General features: G+C 56.7%; 18 protein-coding genes and 1 tRNA gene. 15 read left to right on the top strand and 4 right to left on the bottom strand.

The features are described 5' to 3' along the window. The 10 genes from bamB to HGHM_RS09205 all read left to right on the top strand — a co-directional run bounded on the left by bamB (window position 1) and on the right by HGHM_RS09205 (window position 9,488). Window positions 1-1,155 (top strand): outer membrane protein assembly factor BamB, encoded by a 1,155-nt coding sequence (bamB, locus tag HGHM_RS09245; RefSeq protein WP_019141243.1) that lies wholly within the window; start codon window positions 1-3, stop codon window positions 1,153-1,155. Between the two features lie 7 nt (window positions 1,156-1,162). Further along, window positions 1,163-2,509, top strand: a complete 1,347-nt coding sequence (gene der / locus HGHM_RS09240) for a ribosome biogenesis GTPase Der (protein WP_019141242.1) — start codon at window positions 1,163-1,165, stop codon at window positions 2,507-2,509. A 116-nt stretch (window positions 2,510-2,625) separates the two neighbouring features. Further along, window positions 2,626-2,862 (top strand): RNA chaperone Hfq, encoded by a 237-nt coding sequence (hfq, locus tag HGHM_RS09235; RefSeq protein ID WP_019141241.1) that lies wholly within the window; start codon window positions 2,626-2,628, stop codon window positions 2,860-2,862. A gap of 27 nt (window positions 2,863-2,889) precedes the next feature. Next, window positions 2,890-4,011, top strand: a complete 1,122-nt coding sequence (gene hflX / locus HGHM_RS09230; RefSeq protein ID WP_019141240.1) for a GTPase HflX — start codon at window positions 2,890-2,892, stop codon at window positions 4,009-4,011. Window positions 4,012-4,060: 49 nt separating this feature from the next. Next, on the top strand, window positions 4,061-5,344 hold the full coding sequence (gene hflK / locus HGHM_RS09225; protein ID WP_020693835.1) for an FtsH protease activity modulator HflK: 1,284 nt from the start codon (window positions 4,061-4,063) through the stop codon (window positions 5,342-5,344). After that, complete coding sequence (hflC, locus tag HGHM_RS09220; protein ID WP_019141238.1) at window positions 5,344-6,234, top strand: protease modulator HflC; 891 nt, start codon at window positions 5,344-5,346, stop codon at window positions 6,232-6,234. Before hflK ends, hflC begins: the two co-directional genes overlap by 1 nt. A gap of 12 nt (window positions 6,235-6,246) precedes the next feature. Continuing rightward, a complete protein-coding gene (locus HGHM_RS22635; protein ID WP_075111705.1) occupies window positions 6,247-6,441 on the top strand; it encodes a DUF2065 domain-containing protein in 195 nt (64 codons plus the stop codon). 18 nt (window positions 6,442-6,459) lie between these two features. Then, the gene (locus HGHM_RS09215; protein ID WP_019141237.1) at window positions 6,460-7,611 is read left to right on the top strand and encodes an ATP phosphoribosyltransferase regulatory subunit; all 1,152 of its coding nucleotides are present in this window, start codon (window positions 6,460-6,462) and stop codon (window positions 7,609-7,611) included. 3 nt (window positions 7,612-7,614) lie between these two features. Then, window positions 7,615-8,928 carry an adenylosuccinate synthase gene (locus HGHM_RS09210; RefSeq protein WP_026075854.1) on the top strand — a complete coding sequence of 438 codons (1,314 nt, stop codon included), beginning with the start codon at window positions 7,615-7,617 and terminating at the stop codon, window positions 8,926-8,928. 23 nt (window positions 8,929-8,951) lie between these two features. Further along, a complete protein-coding gene (locus HGHM_RS09205; RefSeq protein WP_019141235.1) occupies window positions 8,952-9,488 on the top strand; it encodes a phosphoribosyltransferase in 537 nt (178 codons plus the stop codon). Between the two features lie 214 nt (window positions 9,489-9,702). Here the strand turns inward: HGHM_RS09205 and HGHM_RS09200 are convergent. Further along, window positions 9,703-9,789: transfer RNA gene (locus tag HGHM_RS09200), tRNA-Leu, on the bottom strand. A gap of 164 nt (window positions 9,790-9,953) precedes the next feature. On the opposite strand from HGHM_RS09200, the gene rnr reads away from it, so the two are divergent. From rnr to HGHM_RS09180, 4 genes are all read left to right on the top strand, one after another. Then, the gene (gene rnr / locus HGHM_RS09195) at window positions 9,954-12,377 is read left to right on the top strand and encodes a ribonuclease R (RefSeq protein ID WP_019141234.1); all 2,424 of its coding nucleotides are present in this window, start codon (window positions 9,954-9,956) and stop codon (window positions 12,375-12,377) included. Between the two features lie 2 nt (window positions 12,378-12,379). Next, the gene (gene rlmB / locus HGHM_RS09190) at window positions 12,380-13,120 is read left to right on the top strand and encodes a 23S rRNA (guanosine(2251)-2'-O)-methyltransferase RlmB (protein ID WP_026075853.1); all 741 of its coding nucleotides are present in this window, start codon (window positions 12,380-12,382) and stop codon (window positions 13,118-13,120) included. Window positions 13,121-13,245: 125 nt separating this feature from the next. Continuing rightward, the gene (gene cysE / locus HGHM_RS09185; protein ID WP_019141232.1) at window positions 13,246-13,995 is read left to right on the top strand and encodes a serine O-acetyltransferase; all 750 of its coding nucleotides are present in this window, start codon (window positions 13,246-13,248) and stop codon (window positions 13,993-13,995) included. Between the two features lie 10 nt (window positions 13,996-14,005). Further along, window positions 14,006-14,707, top strand: coding sequence for a YceH family protein (locus HGHM_RS09180; protein WP_019141231.1), 702 nt, complete (start codon window positions 14,006-14,008; stop codon window positions 14,705-14,707). A 33-nt stretch (window positions 14,708-14,740) separates the two neighbouring features. On the opposite strand, the gene HGHM_RS09175 is transcribed toward HGHM_RS09180, so the two are convergent. Genes HGHM_RS09175 through HGHM_RS09165 form a run of 3 tightly spaced genes read right to left on the bottom strand, consistent with a single transcriptional unit; the run spans window position 14,741 to window position 16,674 of the window. Next, window positions 14,741-15,550 carry a UDP-2,3-diacylglucosamine diphosphatase gene (locus tag HGHM_RS09175; RefSeq protein WP_019141230.1) on the bottom strand — a complete coding sequence of 270 codons (810 nt, stop codon included), beginning with the start codon at window positions 15,548-15,550 and terminating at the stop codon, window positions 14,741-14,743. A 26-nt stretch (window positions 15,551-15,576) separates the two neighbouring features. Beyond that, a complete protein-coding gene (locus HGHM_RS09170) occupies window positions 15,577-16,065 on the bottom strand; it encodes a peptidylprolyl isomerase (protein ID WP_019141229.1) in 489 nt (162 codons plus the stop codon). A gap of 30 nt (window positions 16,066-16,095) precedes the next feature. Further along, window positions 16,096-16,674: a peptidylprolyl isomerase gene (locus tag HGHM_RS09165; RefSeq protein WP_075111704.1), complete on the bottom strand. Its 579-nt coding sequence runs from the start codon at window positions 16,672-16,674 to the stop codon at window positions 16,096-16,098. A gap of 393 nt (window positions 16,675-17,067) precedes the next feature. Between HGHM_RS09165 and cysS the strand changes: the two genes are divergently transcribed. Further along, window positions 17,068-18,465 carry a cysteine--tRNA ligase gene (gene cysS / locus HGHM_RS09160; RefSeq protein ID WP_019141227.1) on the top strand — a complete coding sequence of 466 codons (1,398 nt, stop codon included), beginning with the start codon at window positions 17,068-17,070 and terminating at the stop codon, window positions 18,463-18,465. Window positions 18,466-18,468: the final 3 nt, after the last annotated feature.

Below are 18,468 nucleotides of genomic sequence, written 5' to 3'. Positions count from 1 at the left end.
ATGCGTACTGCGGTAAAACTCGCATGGATAGGCATGTCCGTCCTGCTCGGTGGCTGTTCGGCGTTGTCATCGCTGAATCCCTTTGCCGATAAAGAGCGTAATCCTCCTGCCCCGTTGGTCGATTTCAAGCCGACACTTGCAGTACGCACTGCATGGACTGTTCCGGTTGCCAAGGCCAGGGCATTTACCTTTTCTCCAGCGTTTGCCAACGGCAACCTGTTTGCTGCCGGTGCGGATGGGACATTGATTCGCGTGGATCCCGCCAGCGGAAATGAAATCTGGCGCATCAATGCCGGTACGCGACTTTCTGCGGGAGTGGGCAGCGATGGCCTTACCGTCGCCGTAGCCGGTGAGAAGGGAGTGCTGCTGGCGTTCGACGCCGAGGGGAAATTACGCTGGAAAGCCCAGGCCTCCAGCGAAATCCTGTCTGCACCGGCAGTCGGGCAAGGGCTGGTCATTGTGCGCAGCGTCGACAATCGCATCGCTGCCTATGATGCAGACACCGGAACACGCCGCTGGGTGGTGCAACGAAGCACTCCGCCCCTGACCTTGCGGACTGCGCCGGGAATCGCAATTGCAGGCCCGAGCGCCTTTGTTGCGCTGCCGGGTGGCAGATTGGTGGCCTTGGCGCTTTCCAACGGAGGCGCGCGCTGGGAGGCTGCCGTTGGGGATCCGCGCGGCACGACGGAGCTAGAACGCATTGCAGACGTGTCCGGTGCGCCCGTTGCGGCAGGCCGGGATGTATGTGCAGTTGCCTATCAGGGGCGCGTTGCCTGCTTTGATGCAGTTACCGGCACGCCGCGCTGGGCAAGGGAGCTTTCCAGCGATGTTGGTCTGGCCGTCGATGAACGCTTTGTATTCGTTCCCGATGACCGAGGCGCCGTCAATGCTTTCACCCGGGATACAGGCACCGGCGTATGGCGGAACGATAAATTGGCAAACCGCCGTTTGTCGGTGCCGGTTTCCTTTGGACGTGCGGTCGTAGTCGGTGATATGCAGGGATTTGTCCATTTCCTTTCCCGCGAAGATGGTTCGTTTCTTGCTCGTGCCCGTACGGATGGCAGTCCCATTATCCCGGCTTCGCCCTTGATTGCCGGTTCCAATCTGATCTTTCAAACCCAGGCAGGAAAACTGGTCGCTCTGACGACCGAGTAATAAGTTGATGAAGCCGGTAATTGCACTTGTAGGCCGACCGAATGTCGGCAAATCTACCTTATTCAACCGGCTGACCCGGTCGCGGGATGCGCTCGTCGCTGATATGCCGGGGCTGACGCGTGACCGCCATTACGGTGAGGGACGCATTGGGGAACGGCCATTTCTCGTGATTGATACCGGCGGTTTCGAGCCGGTCGCCAAAGAAGGCATCATGCATGAAATGGCCAAGCAGACCAGGCAGGCCGTGGCTGAAGCGGATGTGGTCCTGTTCATCGTTGACGGACGTCAGGGCCTGACGCCGCATGACAAGACCATTACGGACTTTTTGCGAAAATCCGGGCGTCCTGTGATGCTAGTGGTCAACAAAGCGGAGGGCATGAGATACACCGCGGTCACCGCGGATTTCTATGAACTAGGTCTCGGCGATCCATATGTAATTTCTGCCGCTCATGGCGATGGAGTAGCGGACCTGGTCGGTGAGGCGCTTGACTCGGTTGCAGCACAGCGGCCGGCTGTCGAGGAAATTCCTGACGAGGCTCCCGGCAAAGGGATCAGGATCGCCATCGTCGGCCGCCCGAACGTGGGCAAATCGACGCTGGTTAATACCTTGCTCGGTGAAGAGCGCGTGATCGCATTCGATATGCCTGGCACGACACGCGATTCGATTGAAATTCCTTTCGAGCGCGACGGCAAGCAATATTCTCTGATCGATACGGCTGGCATACGGCGCCGAGGAAAAGTGTTCGAGGCGATCGAAAAATTTTCGGTCGTCAAAACACTGCAATCGATTTCCGAGGCGAATGTGGTGGTGCTCCTGATTGATGCTCAGCAGGATGTATCGGAACAGGATGCCCACATCGCGGGATTCATTCTGGAGTCCGGCAGGGCATTGGTCGTGGGGGTCAATAAATGGGATGGATTGAATTCGGACAAACGTGATCAGATCAAGATGGATCTGGAACGGAAACTGAATTTCCTGTCCTTCGCCAAGTTCCATTTCATTTCAGCATTGAAATCCACCGGAATTGGTCCCTTGATGAAGTCGGTTGATGCAGCGTATGCCGCCGCAATGGCAAAACTGCCGACACCGAAGCTGACGCGAGCCTTGGCCGAGGCGGTCGAGCATCAGCAGCCGCGCCGCAAGGGTAGCGTAAGGCCGAAACTGCGTTATGCCCATCAGGGTGGACAGAATCCGCCGATTGTCGTTATCCATGGCAACTCTTTGGAAGCCATTGACGCAAACTACAAGCGCTATCTGGAAAAGCATTTTCGTGAAACTTTTTCATTAGTCGGAACTCCATTACGTATCGAACTGCGCTCGAGCAAGAACCCTTTCGCCAAAGGGGAAAGCTAGTTTTTTCGTGGCAAGAAACGCAAAAATCGATTACATTCGTACTGTACTGCACAAAGGCGCTTGAAATTTTCCAAGTCGTCTCCAACTCCTAATCACAACTACACAATGGAGCTGCCATGAGCAATAAAGGGCAACTGTTACAAGACCCGTTCCTCAATGCCTTACGCAAAGAGCATGTCCCCGTTTCAATTTACCTGGTCAATGGGATCAAGCTGCAAGGGCATATCGAATCATTTGACCAGTATGTCGTTCTGCTGCGTAACACCGTTACGCAAATGGTTTACAAGCATGCCATCTCTACAGTGGTTCCGGCACGTGCCGTCAATCTCAACCTTGAATCTGAAGCGGAATAAGGTATCGTTACTCCGCTCGTCTCTCCCATGCGCGCTGCGTTAGTCGGCGTCGATTTCGGCAAAGGCGACTTTGCTGCGAGCCTCGAAGAATTAAGTTTGCTGTCAAAATCTGCGGGGGCCGAGCCAGTGGCCACGGTCACGGGCAAGCGCTCCAGTCCGGACGCGGCCCTCTTCGTGGGTTCCGGCAAGGCAGAGGAAATCGCCTCAGCTATCGCGGAAAATCAAATCGATATCGTGATCTTCAATCACGCATTATCGCCCGCCCAGCAACGAAATCTTGAGCGACATTTGAAGACTCGGGTGGTTGACCGGACCAGCCTGATCCTCGATATTTTTGCGCAGCGTGCCCAGAGTCATGAGGGTAAGGTGCAAGTCGAGTTGGCTCAGTTGCAGCATCTTTCCACTCGCCTGGTACGTGGCTGGACTCACTTGGAGCGCCAGAAGGGCGGCATCGGCTTGCGAGGCCCTGGTGAAACCCAGCTCGAAACCGACCGTCGATTGCTGGGAGACCGGGTGAAGGCCTTGAGGTCCCGCCTCGAAAAGTTGCAGCGCCAGCGCGAGACGCAGCGTCGTGCCCGGGGACGCAACAATGCTTTTTCCGTTTCCCTCGTCGGCTATACCAACGCGGGGAAGTCGACATTGTTTAACGCTCTTGCCAAGGCGCGCGCGTATGCCGCCAATCAGCTATTCGCGACGCTGGATACAACCTCGCGGCGTATCTATCTGGGTGAGGCCGGAAACATCGTTATTTCGGACACGGTTGGATTCATCCGGGAATTGCCGCACCAGCTGGTTGCAGCATTCCGGGCCACGCTTGAAGAGACGATCCATGCCGACCTGCTGCTGCATGTGGTGGACGCTGCAAGCCCGGTACGCATGGAGCAGATCGAGCAGGTGAATGAAGTCCTGAGAGAAATTGGCGCCGACCATATCCCGCAGATTCTGGTCTGGAACAAGATTGATGCCGCCGGCCTGGAGCCCGCAGTGGAACGTGATGAATATGATAAAATCCGGCGTGTTTTTATCAGCGCGCAGGCTGGATCCGGTCTGGATTTTCTGCGTGAAGCCATAGCGGAATACGCGAAAGCGGATGGAATGCCTGACGTTCCCCCTATATCAGCCGGGCAAATCCATGACGCGCGAACATGATAGATCAACTGGCATTCCAACCAAATACATAAAGCCGGATAGCGACAGAATGCTCGTTCCCATACTAGAAAAAATAGGCGTCAAGCTTTCATTGAACGATCCCCGTTGGGGACGAGGTTCGCAGGAAAACAATCAAAGCCAGGAAGGAAAAAAGCCAAACGACGGCCCGCCTGATCTTGATCAACTCTGGCGAGATTTCAATCAAAAGCTCAACCGCCTGCTCGGCAATAAAACCGGTGGCAGGAATGGCGGTGGCGACAATTCCGGCATGCGCGGTGCCGGTCTAGGAATTGGCGCGATCGCAGTCGTCATCCTTTTTCTCTGGCTCATCAGTGGATTTTTCATTGTCCAGGAAGGACAGACCGGCGTGGTCATGACCTTCGGGAGATACAGCCACATGACGCCAGCGGGCTTTAATTGGCGCTGGCCGTTTCCAATCCAGAGCCATGAAGTGGTTAACGTTTCCCAGGTTCGTACAGTGGAAGTTGGTTACCGTTCAAATGTTCGCAACAAGCAGCCGAAAGAGTCGCTGATGCTCACCGACGACGAGAACATCATCGATATTCAGTTCGCCGTGCAGTACAAGCTCAAGAATGCGTCCGACTGGGTATTCAATAACCGAGACCAGGAAGAGACCGTTCGGCAGGTGGCTGAAACTGCGATCCGCGAAATCGTCGGCCGCAGCAAAATGGACTTCGTGCTCTACGAAGGCCGTGAGAAGGTGGCGCTCGATGTCGCGCAACTGATGCAGCAAATCCTCGACCGCTACAAGACCGGTGCGCAAATTACCAACGTGACCATGCAAGGCGTGCAACCGCCCGAACAGGTTCAGGCTGCCTTCGATGATGCAGTCAAGGCGGGACAGGACCGGGAGCGCCAAAAGAATGAAGGCCAGGCCTATGCTAACGATGTCATTCCCAGAGCACGCGGCTCGGCGTCGCGCCTGTTGCAGGAGTCCGAAGCTTATCGGGCGCGGGTGATCGCCAATGCCGAAGGTGATGCCGCGCGTTTCAAGCAGGTGCTCACCGAATACCAGAAAGCGCCTGCCGTCACGCGCGACCGCATGTATATCGAAACCATGCAGCAGATTTTTTCGAACGCGACGAAAGTCATGGTGGATGCGAAAGCGGGCAACAGCCTGATCTATTTGCCTTTGGATAAGCTGATTGCCCAATCAGCATCGGGCGAACCTGGAGTAGCTGGAAGGGCAAATAGCGGCGTATCGGCTCCGGCAACGAATCAATCTGATGCCTTGCCATCGGCGGACTCGGAGAGGCAAAGGGATGGAAGGAATCGGGATGGCCGCGATTCCCGTGAACGGGAGACGAGATAATGAACCGGTTGATCTCGCTTGCAATCGTTGCTCTCATCGCACTGTCGGTACTTTTTTCGACGTTGTTCATCGTTGACCAGCGCCAGTACGCGATCGTATTCGCCCTCGGCGAAGTCAAGAAGGTCATCAGCGAACCAGGGCTGCATTTCAAGCTGCCGCCGCCATTCCAGAACGTGGTATTTCTGGATAAGCGAATTTTGACGCTGGACACACCTGATGCTGACCGGTTCATCACCGCCGAGAAGAAAAACATCCTGGTTGACGCTTTCGTGAAATGGCAAATCGTCGAGCCCAAGCTTTATTTCGTGAGCTTCGGTGGCGATGAGCGCCGGGCGCATGATCGTATGCTGCAGATCATCAAGGCCGCACTGAACGAAGAGATTACAAAGCGCACTGTGAGGGAAGTCATTTCCGGGGAGCGCAGCAAGGTGATGGATGCCATCGGGAAGAAGGTCGCCGATGAGGCACAGCAGATCGGCGTGAAAATCATCGATGTCCGTCTGAAGCGCGTCGACTATGTCGAACAGATCAATAATTCAGTGTATGAGCGGATGAAGGCAGAGCGCATGCGCGTTGCCAATGAATTGCGCTCGACTGGTGCTGCCGAATCTGAGAAGATACGCGCGGACGCCGACAGGCAGCGGACGGTTATTCTTGCCGAGGCTTATCGCGAAGCCGAAAATATCCGTGGCCAAGGCGATGCAAAAGCATCACAGATCTATGCGCAGGCTTTCGGACAGAATCCCGAGTTTTTCCGATTCTACCGAAGCCTGGAAGCTTATCGTGCGAGCTTCAAGAATCGCTCCGATATGATGGTTGTCGACCCTAACTCCGAATTCTTCAAGTACTTCAGGAATCCGGCTTCGGGACCCGTCAATCCCAAGAAATGACCTGTCCATACCGTGAATGGCTCCTGGATAGTCGCGCTCGGACTAATGCTGCTGCTGGAAGGGGCTGTTCCTTTTTTCTTTCCCAGGCAATGGCGGGAGACTTTTAGCCGCCTTCTCCGCTTGTCCGACGGACAAATCCGTTTCGTGGGGTTGGCAACATTGCTCTCTGGAGCGGCAATCCTGGCCCTGGTTCACCTTCTGTCCTGAAGTATCGCCTTTCTAGTCATGCCGAATTGGCTCCTTCCTGAAAATATCGCCGATGTCCTGCCGTCCGAGGCGCGCAAGATCGAAGAGTTGCGCCGTGCCTTGCTGGATAATTTCCGCCTGTACGGGTACGAGCTTGTCATGCCTCCGCTGCTCGAATACCGCGAGTCCTTGCTGACCGGAGCGGGACAAGACATGGATTTGCGGATGTTCACCCTGATCGACCAGTTGTCGGGGCGAACGATGGCGCTGCGCGCGGACATGACGACGCAAGTGGCCCGCATCGATGCGCATTTGCTCAACCGCAATTCCGTCACCAGGCTTTGCTATGCCGGCAGCGTGTTGCATACCCGTCCGTCCGGCTTCCATACGACACGCGAACCGTTGCAGATCGGTGCCGAGATCTATGGACATGCCGGGCTCGAGGCCGACGCCGAGATTCAAGAGCTGGCGATGGCCTCGCTGGCCCTGGCCGGGATTTCACAGGTGCGCCTGGACTTGTGCCATGTCGGTGTTTTGCGCGCCATCCTTGCCCGGGACCAGAATGCAGGCAAGCGGGAAGATGAATTGTTTTCCTTGCTCGAGGCCAAGGATATTCCGGGCCTGCGGGCCATCACTTCGAATTTCGAACCTGCCACCCGGGCAGCCCTCATGGCGCTTCCCACCCTGTACGGGGATGTCGAGACGATTGACCGTGCGCGCAGCATCCTTCCGCAACTGCCGGGCGTCGCACAGGCGCTCGATGAATTGCAGGCATTGGCAAGTTTTGCCGGCCCGGCGGACGTGACGATCGATCTGGCTGATTTGCGGGGATATCATTACCATAGCGGCGCGATGTTTGCTGCCTATGTGCCAGGTCTCCCAAACGCAGTAGCGCGCGGCGGCCGGTATGACCACGTAGGCGAAGCATTCGGCCGTGCGCGACCGGCAACAGGATTTTCCATGGACCTGCGCGAATTGGCGCGCCTGGTTCAGGGAGGGGGACGCAAGCGTGCCATCCTGGCGCCATGGGGAACCGATGCTGATTTGCGTGCGAAAATCGCTGAATTGCGGGGGGGCGGTGAAATAGTGATCCAAAGCCTGCCCGGCCACGAAAACGATCAGGACGAATTCGATTGTGACCGCACTCTCGCTTTCGAGAATGGAAACTGGATTCTAAAAAACTTGGATTAAGCAATGTCACACAATAGCATGGCCAAAAATGTGGTCGTCATAGGTACGCAATGGGGCGACGAAGGAAAAGGGAAGATCGTCGATTGGCTGACGGATCATGCGCAGGGCGTCGTACGCTTCCAGGGCGGACATAACGCCGGCCATACTTTGGTGATTGGCGGGCAGAAAACGGCACTGCAACTAATTCCTTCCGGCATCATGCGTGCCGGTGTCGCCTGCTATATCGGCAATGGCGTCGTGCTGTCCGTGCCTGACCTGCTGCGCGAAATAGACAAGCTGCAGGCAAGCGGTGTCGAGGTGGTCTCCCGCCTGAAGGTCTCCGAAGCTTGTCCTGTTATCCTGCCATATCACACTGCGCTGGACGCTGCACGCGAGGCCGCGCGCGGTGCGGCCAAGATCGGCACTACGGGCAAAGGAATCGGACCAGCCTATGAAGACAAGGTGGCGCGGCGCGCCATCCGTGTCGCCGACCTGCTAAACGAAACGCGCTTTGCCGAGAAATTGCAGGAGAACCTGGACTATCACAACTTTGTCCTTACCCAGTATCTGAAGGCACCTGCAGTCGACTGTCAAAAGACTCTCGATGACGCGCTGGCTACAGTTGTCCGTCTCAAGCCGATGGTGGCGGACGTGTCGAGTGCCCTGTATGCCGCGCACAATGCCGGTGCGAAGCTGCTGTTCGAAGGCGCGCAGGGCAGCCTGCTCGACGTCGATCACGGCACCTATCCTTACGTTACTTCGAGCAATTGCGTTGCCGGGAATGCAGCCGCCGGCTCGGGGGTGGGGCCGAACATGCTGCACTACATTCTCGGCATCACCAAAGCGTACACGACTCGGGTTGGCTCCGGCCCATTCCCCTCGGAACTGGCTACCAGTGAAGGCGTAGGCAAGCATCTGGCAACGGTTGGACATGAGTTCGGCACGGTTACCGGCCGCGCGCGCCGCTGCGGCTGGTTTGACGCGGCATTGCTGCGCCGCTCAGTGCAAATCAATGGCGTATCCGGGATGTGCTTAACCAAGCTCGATGTACTGGACGGGCTGGACTCCCTCAAGCTTTGCACTGGCTATATGCTGGACGGTAAAAAGGTCGACATATTCCCGGTAGGAGCAGAAGACGCGGCACGCTGCCAGCCAATTTATGAAGAGATGGCTGGGTGGAAGGAATCGACAGTTGGCGCAAAATCCATGGGGGCACTGCCTGCCAATGCCCGCGCTTATATTCAGCGCATCGAAGAGCTGGTTGGCGTCCCGATTGACATGGTTTCCACCGGACCCGACCGGGAAGAAACCATTGTTTTGCGTCATCCATTCAAATAAGAATCGCCAGGAAAACAGAGATCATGAACGTGTCGAACGACAAACACCTGTGGGTATCTTGGGACGAGTACTATCGTGCCATCGAAGGACTGGCGGCGCTGGTACATGAGTCGGGCTGGAAATTCGACCAAGTGCTGTGTCTGGCTCGCGGCGGGCTGCGGCCGGGAGACATATTTTCGCGGATCTTCGACGTTCCGCTGGCGATTTTGTCCACGAGTTCTTATCGGGAGGAGGCGGGCACTCAGCAGGGAGAGCTGAATATCTCGAAGTACATCACCACGACTTCGGGAGGGCTTTCCGGAAAGGTGCTTCTGCTAGACGACCTGGTTGATTCCGGAGTCACTCTGGAAAAGGTTCAGCATCATCTGAAAGAGAATTTCCCGGCCGTGACCGAGGTCAGATCTGCCGTCATCTGGTGCAAGGCTTGTTCGGCGCTGCGTCCGGATTATTACTTGCAATATCTTCCGACCAATCCCTGGATCCATCAGCCGTTCGAGGAATATGACAGTCTGCGTCCGAACCAGCTTGCTGCCTGGATCAAGAAAGGAAAAGCGGACTGATTCACCACTTCAATTAGTGAAACCGGAGCGCAAAAAAAAAGCCCGCCGAGGAATCGACGGGCTTTTTAGATATTTGAGGAAGCAGTCCCAGTTTCATGGAGTGCACGGCTTGGACTTGCAAGCGTGCCTTTTGAATCTAAGTCAACGGTGAAACCAACTGCTTTCTGAGCCGAAAAAATAAAGGCTCGCAAAGCGAGCCTTTATTTCATAAACTTGGTGCCCAGAAGAGGACTCGAACCTCCACAGTGTTGCCACCGCTAGGACCTGAACCTAGTGCGTCTACCAATTCCGCCATCTGGGCATCTCAGAAGAAAGAGATTATAACCGAAAAAACGGCCAAGTCAATTCATTCGTGCAATTGAACGCTTTCAATTGCACTGTCTCTAAAACCAGATGTTAGGTAAATATTACGGTACTCCGTTACACTAGCTTTTGAACCAACAAAAAAATAATCGAAGTATTCTTTTGAGCGCATATCAATACAGTATTCCCAGCCGAGAGGAGATTCTCGGCATCTTACGTACCGCGACGGAACCGCAGGACCTGGATTCCCTTGCCGCGGCTCTCGGCGTGAAGCAAAACGAACTGGACGGCCTGATGCGCCGCTTGAATGCGATGGAACGTGATGGCCAGATCAAGCCGAATCGCAATGGTCACTACCAGTTAGCCCACCACTCGAACTTTATCGAAGGACGGGTAAGCGGCCATCGGGAAGGCTATGGCTTTCTCATCCCGGACGACAGTACTGAGGATATCTTTCTCCCCGAGAAGGAAATGCAAAAGGTTCTGCATGGCGATCGGGTGAAGGTGCGCATTTCCGGCACGGACAGGCGAGGGCGGGCGGAGGGTACGATCGTCGAAGTCGTGGAGCGTGCGAATACGCGGGTGATCGGACGCCTGTTGAATGAAAATGGCGTCTGGATTGTCGCCCCGGAAGACAAGCGCATCGGTCAGGACATCCTGCTCGCCGGTTCGCCGGGGAAGGCGAAAACCGGTCAGGTAGTTAGCGTCGAACTGACCGAGCAGCCATCGCGCTATACCCAGCCCGTAGGAAAGATCGTCGAGGTGCTGGGTGATATCGATGACCCGGGGATGGAAATCGAAATCGCCGTGCGCAAATATGGCGTGCCGCATGAATTTTCCGAGGCGGCCAAGAAGCTTGCGGCGAAGTTGCCGAACGAGGTGCGCCAGGCAGACCTGGCCGACCGCGTCGATTTGCGCGACATTCCGATGGTAACCATCGATGGCGAAGATGCGCGGGATTTCGACGATGCCGTCTACTGCGAACCGGTGAAGATCGGGCGCAGCAATGCCTTCCGCCTGATCGTTGCGATTGCGGATGTGAGCCATTATGTGAAGCCGGGCGACGCACTCGATACCGACGCGCTGGAGCGCAGCACTTCCGTCTACTTCCCGCGCAGGGTCATTCCGATGTTGCCGGAGAAGCTGTCGAACGGATTATGCTCCCTGAATCCGGATGTCGACCGCCTGACGCTGGTGTGCGACGCGGTCATTACCGGAAAAGGCGACATCAAGGCTTACCAGTTCTATCCGGCCGTGATTCACTCGGCAGCACGCCTGACTTATACCGAGGTGGCGGCCATCCTTGCCAACACCAAGGGAATCGAGGCGGCGCGGCGCCAGGAACTGGTGCCGCACCTGCAGAATCTCTACAACGTGTTCCAGGCGCTGCTGACGGCGCGGCACAAGCGCGGCGCCATTGATTTCGAGACGACGGAAACCTACATCGTCTGCAATGCGGCGGGAAAGATCGAACAGATTCTGCCGCGCACCCGCAATGATGCGCACCGCCTGATCGAGGAATGCATGCTGGCGGCAAACGTTTGTGCTGCCGATTTGCTCGAGCGTCACAAGCACCCGACCACCTACCGCGTTCATGCCGGTCCAACCAAGGAGAAGCTGAATCAGGTTCGGACTTTCCTGAAGCAGGTGGGCTTGCACCTGGCCGGCGGCGACAACCCGGCTGCGTCGGATTATGCGGAGCTGATGACCAAGATCAAGGATCGCCCCGACGCGACACTGCTGCAGACGATGCTGCTGCGTTCCATGCAGCAGGCGGTGTACAGTCCGGACAACATCGGCCATTTCGGACTGGCATACGAGGCCTATGCCCACTTCACCAGCCCGATCCGCCGCTATCCTGATTTGCTTACCCATCGCGCCATCAAGGCGGTCCTGCAAGGCAAGCGGTACGAGCCCAAAGGCATCGATACCAGCGTGCTGAACACGATGCTGTCACCCGCGGCGCGCAAGATGCAGGCGCAGGACAAGGCTGCAGGCAAGAAGAAGTCGGAAGGCGATCTCGCGATCTGGGAAGCGCTGGGCGTGCATTGCTCCGCCAATGAAAGGCGGGCGGACGAAGCTTCACGGGACGTCGAAGCCTGGCTGAAATGCTATTTCATCCGCGACAAGCTGGGCGAGGAATTCACTGGCACCATTTCCGGAGTCACCTCGTTCGGCATTTTCGTGCAGCTCGATTCCCTCTACATTGAAGGTCTGGTGCATGTCACGGAGTTGGGCGCGGATTACTTTCAATATGACGAGGCGCGGCATGAATTGCGCGGCGAACGCACCGGCATTCGCTACCAGTTGACCGACCGGGTAACTGTGCAGGTCAGCCGGGTAGACCTCGATGCGCGAAAGATCGATTTGCGCCTGGTATCCGAGCCGGGCATCAAGACCCAGCTGAAAAACGAAGCGCGGCGCGCGGAACAGGCCACCGAAAAGAAAAGCAAGCCGAAAGCTGCAAAGAAGGCTGCCAATTCCGGGAAGTCAGGAGCGGCGAAGCGTACGAAAGCGGGCTCTGCGAACACGGATAGAAAGCGCACTGCGAAAGCACAATCGAAGCCTGGCAAGAAAAGACGGTAACCATGAAAAGCAAAATGATTTTCGGCTTTCATGCCGTAACCGCGCGCATCCGCCATGATGCTTCATCGATCGAAGAGATTTACATCGATGCGACTCGCCATGACCGACGCATGCAGGAATTGCTGCGCGCGGCCGAAGCGGCCAAAGTTCGCGTCATTCATGCCGATGACCAGCGCCTCGACGGCATGGTGGGAACGCGGCGGCATCAAGGGGTAGTCGCAAAGGCGGGCGATCTTTCCCTGGCGCGCAACCTGGACGAATTGCTGGATGCGGTCGAAGGGCCTCCCTTGTTGTTGGTACTGGATGGCGTCACCGACCCGCATAACCTCGGCGCATGCCTGCGGGTCGCCGATGCCGCCGGTGCCCATGCAGTGATTGCGCCGAAGGATCGCGCGGTGGGCCTGAATGCGACCGCGGCAAAGGTGGCAAGCGGAGCGGCTGAGACCGTTCCCTACATTACCGTCACCAATCTTGCACGCGCGCTGAGGGAATTGAAGGAGCGGGACATTTGGTTGATCGGCACGACCGGCGAAGCCGAGAAAAGCCTGTACGAGGCGGATTTTTCCGGGCCGGTTGCACTCGTCATGGGTTCCGAAGGCGAGGGCATGCGCCGGCTCACGCGCGAGAACTGCGACTTCCTCGTCAGCATCCCGATGTTTGGTGCTGTTGAAAGCCTGAATGTTTCCGTCGCATCCGGCGTCTGTCTTTTCGAGGCGCGCCGCCAGCGTATCGCCAAGTCCTGAGCGCGCTCTTCCATCCCCAGCCTGCCGCAGAAGATGGCCTTACCGGCGTCGAAGCGGCGGCTGTCACCAGCAAATCTTCGTGCAACGCAGTAACATTACACACCCAGTAAACAGTCGAATCCCTTATGTTCAGCCGCCTTCGTGAAGACATTGCCAGCATCATTGAGCGTGACCCTGCCGCTCGCACGGCATGGGAGGTGCTGACCTGTTATCCGGGCCTGCATGCGATCGTGATGCACCGCTGGGCGCACTCGTGCTGGCAAAATGGATGGAAATGGCTTGGCCGCTTCATTTCGCATGTTGCGCGCGGTCTGACCGGCATCGAAATTCACCCTGGCGCAAAGATTGGACGGCGAGTGTTCATCGATCACGGCTTTGGTGTCGTTATCGGCGAAACAGCCGAGGTGGGTGATGACTGCACGATTTATCAGGGTGTCACGCTCGGCGGCACATCCCTCAGCAAGGGCACGAAGCGCCATCCGACATTGGAGCGCGGCGTTATTGTGGGTGCGGGCGCAAAGGTGCTGGGTGGTTTTACCGTCGGAGAAGGGGCGAAAGTCGGTTCCAACGCAGTCGTCGTGAAGGAAGTGCCAGCGGGCGCGACCGCGGTCGGCAATCCTGCCCACATTGTGCAGAAGGATGCGAACAAGGCGCGGGAGGAAGCGACCGCTCGCATGTTTGCCGCCTATGGCGTAACACCGAACGGCGACGATCCACTGTCGTCCGCCTTGCGAGGCCTGATCGACCAGGCCGCCACGCAGGAGCACCAGCTGCAGAAAATCATTGCTGCATTGAAGGCGGCAGGAATTACCTGCGATGTGCTTCCCCAACTGGACAAGTTCGATCCGGAGCAGTTGAACAGGCTGGTGGAATAGAACTAGTGCGATGAGCGATTCCGACATGAATCAGGCTGCGGGCGAAGCCGGCAGCGATCAATTGCTGCTTGATCCGAACGAGGTCAGGGTGCTGGGCGTGTTGGCGGAAAAGGAGGCATTGACGCCGGACAGCTATCCGCTGTCACTGAATGCGCTGACGAATGGCTGCAATCAGTTATCGAGCCGCGAACCGGTGATGTCACTGTCGGAAGAGACGGTGATGGAAGTGCTGCAGCGGTTGATCCGGAGAAAACTGGTGGCCGAAGTGCGCCAGGCGAATGCGCGCGTGGCCAAGTACGAGCACCGGATGCGCATCGTCTGGCTCCTCGAACAGGACAAGCTCGCCATCCTGAGCTTGCTGATGCTGCGCGGTGCCCAGACTGCCGGGGAAATCCGGGCGCGCAGCGGCCGCTTGCATGATTTTGCATCAGTGGCTGAAGTGGAAACCGGGCTACAGTTTTTGATCGACAAGTTTCCGCCGCTGGTGGCGCGTCTTGCGCGGACTCCCGGTACGAAGGAATCGCGTTATGTCCACCTGCTTTCCGGTTCGAGCCAGGCAGACGCCGAGGGAGAGGCAATCAACGCTTCTTCGGCGGGAACGGCCAGAAGGAGCGATCGTCTGGCAGAGCTCGAACAGGAAGTGGCCGAGCTGCGCCAGGTCGTGCAGGGCCTGAGCGAGCAACTCGAAAATTTCAAGAAGCAGTTCGAATGAGCCTGGCGTAACCTGGCCCCTTTCCCGCCTGCTTTATTTATCCAATTCGTCCAGGGAAAAGCGCCTGATTGTCCCGTCGGCATCGATCGCGATCCAGCCGCCGCGCGGCGACTCAGTATCGCAATCCCAGTCGGGCAGAACATGGCGCGTGTATGTGACACCGTGGAGTTGGTGCTGATGCACGGCGGGACGGTGAGTATGGCCGTGTATCAGGATGGTGCTGCCGTACTCGTCGAACAAGGCGTCGATAGCACCCGCGTTCACGTCCATGATCTCGTAAGACTTGGCACGCTGAGCTTCGCGGCTGCCATGCCGCAGACCTTCGATGATGGCTTTGCGCTGTTCAAGCGGCCTTGAAAGAAATTCCTGCTGCCACGCCGGGTTGCGTACCTGTGCGCGGAAGACCATATAGTCGTGATCGTCGGTGCATTGCGCATCGCCATGGGTCAGGATGATGCGCTGACCTGCAATCGGTGCAATGAACGGATCGGGCAGGAGCGTGACGGCGGCCGCCTGCGCAAAGCGTTCGCCAACCAGGAAGTCGCGATTCCCGCCGACCCAGAAAATCTGAGTTCCGGCATTAGCGACATCGCGGATGGCATCGACGATTTGCGTGTTGTACGGCGCGGCAATGTCATCGTCGCCGGCCCAGTACTCGAACATGTCACCCAGCAGGTACAACTGCCTTGCCTTGATCGCGTGCCTGGCCAGGAAATCCATGAAGGCCTGCGTAGTGCGCGGCAGGGAGGGGTGCAGATGCAGGTCAGAAATGAAAAGCGCAACGGTTTCCGGTTGCGCTTTTCTGTTCGCCGAACTGCCAGACGTGGTGCTTGAATCGAGCATGAGGGAAGATTGTGCAGGCAAATGGATCAGACCACTTCGGCCTTCTCAATGACCACGTTCTCGACCGGAACATCGGCATGCATCCCGGTACGGGTCGTCTTGACGGACTTGATCTTGTCGACTACGTCCGTGCCTTCCACTACCTTGCCAAACACGCAGTATCCCCAGCCATCCTGGCCCGGATAATCGAGGAAGCTGTTGTTCTTCACGTTGATGAAGAATTGCGCAGATGCGGAGTGCGGTGCGGAAGTACGAGCCATCGCAATGGTGTATGGCTCGTTCTTCAAGCCGTTCTTCGCTTCATTCTCGATCGGGTCATTGGTCGGCTTCTGTTTCATGCCGGGTTCGAAGCCGCCGCCCTGGATCATGAAGCCGTCAATGACGCGGTGAAAGATGGTGCCGTTGTAATGGCCGGAGCGAACGTAGGAAAGGAAATTTTCCACGGTTTTGGGTGCCTTGTCGGCATCGAGTTCGAGCTTGATGTTGCCTAGATTGGTAGTGAGGAGGACGGCCATGGGAGTTCCTGTCGATTGGTTGACGATGGGTTATTTCAATACGCTTGCAGATTCAATGACGACCGGCTTGACCGGAACGTTCTGGTGCATTCCCTGATTCGACGTCTCGACCGTCTTGATTCTGTCGACGACATCCGTTCCCTTGATGACCTTCCCGAACACGGCATAGCCCCAGCCGTCCTGGCCCGGGTAGTCTAGGAAACTGTTGTTCTTTACGTTGATGAAAAACTGCGCGGAAGCGGAGTGGGGGGCGGAAGTGCGGGCCATCGCGACCGCGTACTTGTCGTTCTTGAGGCCGTTCTTTGCCTCATTCTCGATCGGCGCCATGGTCGGCTTCTGCTTCATGTCCTTGTCGAAGCCCCCACCCTGGATCATGAAACCGTCGATCACCCGGTGGAAGATCGTGCCGTTGTAATGACCACTTTTTACGTACTGCAAAAAGTTGTCCACGGTCTTGGGTGCCTTTTCCGGGTACAGTTCCAGAACGATGTCACCCATGCTGGTTTTCATCAAGACGCGCGGATTATCCGCAGCAGCTGACGTTACTGCGGCGCCTGCTAGGGTAATGGCTGCTAGAAGATTGATAAAGCGGCGGCGGGAATGTTGCATGGTTATCCTTGATCTCTTTACAGACGATTTTTGATTGTGTATCTTCCCTGTCCCTTGCGGCGGGCGCCGTTCGGATCGGAAGGCTGAAAAGGCGATTGCTCTCTGTGCCAAAATGAGAACACGCCGACCGCAAAACGGATGCGCACTTCATCCGGCCCCGCATCCGTTCCTGTCCCAACCAAGGTTGGCTCTTGCGACGCATATTCAGATCGCATTGCCTGCCTGACAGGAAGAGCACGGATTCATCAATGTTATACTGCAACGAAAAGACGCATTTTATCAAAATAAGCATGAACAAAGGGCGGCGGCGGCCCTATTGGGTTTCTTCACTTGCTCGATTCAGGAAGATGAACAGGCAATCGAGATAACTTCCTGCCGAAACGGACATCACTCATGAGTGCGCTCAAAATCTACAACACGCTTGCGCGTGAAAAGCAGATCTTTATTCCCATGCAGCCCGGCAAGGTGCGCATGTATGTGTGCGGCATGACCGTGTATGACTACTGCCACCTCGGGCATGCGCGTGTGATGGTGGTGTTCGATATGATCCAGCGGTGGATGCGCGCTTCCGGTTATGAAGTCACTTATGTGCGCAACATTACCGACATCGATGACAAGATCATCAAGCGTGCCGTCGAGAACGGCGAATCGATTTCTCAGCTGACGCAACGCTTCATCTCTGCGATGGAAGAAGATGCGGCAGCCCTCGGCGTACAAAAGCCGGATCATGAGCCGCGTGCAACCCGGTTCGTGCCGCAGATGCTCGGCATGATCGAAAAGCTCGAGCAAAACGGTCTGGCCTATCAGGCCGCAGATGGCGACGTGAATTATTCAGTACGGGATTTCCCGGGGTATGGCAAGTTGTCAGGGAAGTCGCTGGATGATTTGCGCGCCGGGGAGCGCGTCGATCTGAACACGGGCAAGCGCGATCCGCTCGATTTTGTCCTGTGGAAGGCAGCGAAGGAATCCGAGCCTGATGAGGTGAAGTGGGAATCGCGCTGGGGCAAGGGACGACCCGGTTGGCATATTGAATGTTCGGCAATGAGTTGTGACTTGCTTGGAGAGCATTTCGACATTCACGGCGGCGGACAGGATTTGCAATTTCCCCATCATGAAAACGAAATCGCCCAGTCGGAAGGGGCGAATCGCGCGACCTTCGTCAACTACTGGATACATAACGGCTTCGTCCGGGTCGACAATGAAAAGATGTCGAAATCCCTCGGCAATTTTTTCACGATCCGCGATGTGCTGAAAGAATACGATGCTGAAGTGGTGCGCTTCTTTATTCTGCGCGCCCATTACCGTAGCCCGCTCAATTATTCCGATGCGCATCTTGATGATGCAAAACATGCGTTGACGCGCTTGTACACGGCGCTCAAGGAGGTAGATGCGGATGCAGCTCCGCTGGATCGCGAAGAGCCGCATGCGCAGCGGTTTTTTGAAGCGATGAATGATGATTTCAATACACCGGTTGCAATCGCGGTGCTGTTCGATCTGGTAAATGAAGTCAACAAGACCAAGTCGAAGGCCGCGGCACGCCAGCTGAAAATGCTTGCCGGCGCGCTTGGGTTGCTCGAGCGCAATCCTCAAGCGTTTCTCCACGCAGGTCCCGCAAGCGCCGGGAATGAGGCCACCAATGAGGCAGCGATTCTCGACAGGATTGCGGCAAGGACGGTGGCGAAGAAAGCAAAGAATTTTGCTGAGGCGGATCGCATCCGCGCTGAACTGCTTGCCGAAGGAATCATCCTCGAGGACAGGCCGGGCGGTGTTACTGAGTGGCGAAGGGCGTAGACG

The sequence above is a fragment of the Noviherbaspirillum massiliense JC206 genome (genome assembly GCF_000312045.1).
Classification (GTDB): Bacteria; Pseudomonadota; Gammaproteobacteria; order Burkholderiales; family Burkholderiaceae_D; genus Noviherbaspirillum; species Noviherbaspirillum massiliense.
This window is presented reverse-complemented; position numbering and strand designations above follow the sequence as displayed.

Bases quoted from the DNA above. Each gene is read 5' to 3' on its own strand.
- hfq (WP_019141241.1), top strand. From the start codon at position 2,626: ATGAGCAATAAAGGGCAACTGTTACAAGACCCGTTCCTCAATGCCTTA.
- cysE (WP_019141232.1), top strand. From the start codon at position 13,246: ATGTTCAGCCGCCTTCGTGAAGACATTGCCAGCATCATTGAGCGTGAC.
- hflX (WP_019141240.1), top strand. From the start codon at position 2,890: ATGCGCGCTGCGTTAGTCGGCGTCGATTTCGGCAAAGGCGACTTTGCT.
- HGHM_RS09210 (WP_026075854.1), top strand. From the start codon at position 7,615: ATGTCACACAATAGCATGGCCAAAAATGTGGTCGTCATAGGTACGCAA.
- HGHM_RS09180 (WP_019141231.1), top strand. From the start codon at position 14,006: ATGAGCGATTCCGACATGAATCAGGCTGCGGGCGAAGCCGGCAGCGAT.
- hflK (WP_020693835.1), top strand. From the start codon at position 4,061: ATGCTCGTTCCCATACTAGAAAAAATAGGCGTCAAGCTTTCATTGAAC.
- rlmB (WP_026075853.1), top strand. From the start codon at position 12,380: ATGAAAAGCAAAATGATTTTCGGCTTTCATGCCGTAACCGCGCGCATC.
- HGHM_RS09165 (WP_075111704.1), bottom strand. From the start codon at position 16,674: ATGCAACATTCCCGCCGCCGCTTTATCAATCTTCTAGCAGCCATTACC.
- HGHM_RS09215 (WP_019141237.1), top strand. From the start codon at position 6,460: ATGCCGAATTGGCTCCTTCCTGAAAATATCGCCGATGTCCTGCCGTCC.
- cysS (WP_019141227.1), top strand. From the start codon at position 17,068: ATGAGTGCGCTCAAAATCTACAACACGCTTGCGCGTGAAAAGCAGATC.
- HGHM_RS09175 (WP_019141230.1), bottom strand. From the start codon at position 15,550: ATGCTCGATTCAAGCACCACGTCTGGCAGTTCGGCGAACAGAAAAGCG.
- bamB (WP_019141243.1), top strand. From the start codon at position 1: ATGCGTACTGCGGTAAAACTCGCATGGATAGGCATGTCCGTCCTGCTC.
- der (WP_019141242.1), top strand. From the start codon at position 1,163: ATGAAGCCGGTAATTGCACTTGTAGGCCGACCGAATGTCGGCAAATCT.
- HGHM_RS09170 (WP_019141229.1), bottom strand. From the start codon at position 16,065: ATGGCCGTCCTCCTCACTACCAATCTAGGCAACATCAAGCTCGAACTC.
- hflC (WP_019141238.1), top strand. From the start codon at position 5,344: ATGAACCGGTTGATCTCGCTTGCAATCGTTGCTCTCATCGCACTGTCG.
- HGHM_RS09205 (WP_019141235.1), top strand. From the start codon at position 8,952: ATGAACGTGTCGAACGACAAACACCTGTGGGTATCTTGGGACGAGTAC.